Here is a 1642-nt window from a genome sequence, read left to right as displayed (position 1 = left end):
CTACCGAAACTGATTCAAAGTTTATATTTCCGAAAAAGGGCAGACTCCACCCTTGATGGCTGGTACGCGTTTTATCCAACCCGAAAACTAATTACTTCGAACAATACGGAAAAACATCCACTTCACCCCATCTGAAAGATTGTATTTATTATACTTTAAAGCATTCTATTATGTACATATTAAAAATACAGACTAATTAGATTACTTTTCTGCTATCATAATACATAAAAAAACTAATTTAACTAACGATCTATTCATCTATGATTTATGGTAACTAATTTAAAAAACATTTAAATCTTTGGTAATTTTTTTTAATATTTAAGCTTTATTATTTTTATGTAGGCATCCTGTTCCAAGTTTATCCCCTCCTATGAAACCAGTCATTAATGATTGGTTTCGTTGTTTGTATCATCTTCTCACTTTTGAATACCTCATTTTCCACCTTCAATTAAAGTACTTTATTCATTTCCTGTAGAATTTGCATTATTACTTGGTATCTTAATTTAAGTTTAAATTTATAATCCGATATACAAAGAAAAAACAGAAAGGGCTACAAAAAATGAGAAACTACTTTTTAAAGACTGATCGCATTGGTTTTAGTATTTGGACTGATCAAGATATAAATATAGCTTTATCTCTATGGGGTGACCCATTCGTCACAAAATATATCACTGCTAAAGGTACTATTGATAAGAACCAAATCAAAGAAAGGCTAGAAAAAGAGATTCTTAGCATAGAACAATATAATGTTCAGTACTGGCCTATTTTCGACCTTGAAACACAGGATCATATTGGTTGTTGTGGGCTGCGGCCTTATGATTTAGAAAATGGTATATATGAATTAGGATGCCATCTAAACCATCAATCTTGGGGAAAAGGGTTTGCTTCTGAAGCTGCTAAAGCTGTTATCAACTACGCATTTAATAATCTCGGAGCGAAAAATTTATTTGCAGGTCACAATCCAAATAACATTGCCTCTAAGAATTTTTTAACTAAGTTAGGCTTTACATATACTCACGATGAGTACTATCCTCCTACAGGGTTACAACACCCTTCTTACCTTTTCTACAATTAATGTTTACACCCAAAGAATCATATTGCTTCTTTGGGTTGTTATTACATTTGTTACTAATTATTAAAACACAATAATTTTTGTATTCAATTTATCTTCAAACAAATTCCTCCCTGTATATATATTTCACAAACAACTCTTATGGTTCTAAAATCATTGTTATCTTTATTTTTCTTCGATCAAACTTTCACAAAACTCCAATAACTTCTTTCAAAAAATCTTAAATAAATTATGCTATTAGGACAAACACATAATCAAAATGCTTGTTTACTCATAAAATAAAGTGAAAATCCTCCATTAGAGAATTAATTTATCATGTGGACCAGCACTAATGAAGTGCTGGTTTTTTATTGGTTAATCAATATCATGTTTAAAAGCCCAATCAAATAATTGTTCTTGTAATATTCTATATTAACAGCCTTTCCATTGATTTTTCATTACCAGCACTTGATGTGTGCTGGATTTTTTATATCAAAATGCGAACTCAATTTCAATAATTAATACAATAATACATTTCCTGCATTTTCATTTCTAATTCCTATAGTTCAAACGATTTAAGTAATTTGTATG

At 29.8% G+C, this 1642-nt stretch carries 1 protein-coding gene; it reads left to right on the top strand.

Translation table 11 applies throughout. The features are described 5' to 3' along the window. The first annotated feature begins 559 nt into the window (after positions 1–559). Positions 560–1075, top strand: a complete 516-nt coding sequence (locus V7014_RS22595) for a GNAT family N-acetyltransferase (protein WP_335510569.1) — start codon at positions 560–562, stop codon at positions 1073–1075. The last annotated feature ends 567 nt before the right edge of the window (positions 1076–1642 follow it).

Origin of the sequence: Bacillus sp. JJ722, assembly GCF_036963345.1 — a bacterium.
In the GTDB taxonomy this organism is placed as follows: Bacteria; Bacillota; Bacilli; order Bacillales; family DSM-1321; genus Bacillus_AD.
Note: the sequence above shows the minus strand (reverse complement) of the source record. Positions and strands in the feature narration are given on the sequence as shown.

What these genes read in the sequence shown, in the direction of transcription:
- V7014_RS22595 (WP_335510569.1), top strand. Translation starts at nt 560, where the DNA reads ATGAGAAACTACTTTTTAAAGACTGATCGCATTGGTTTTAGTATTTGG.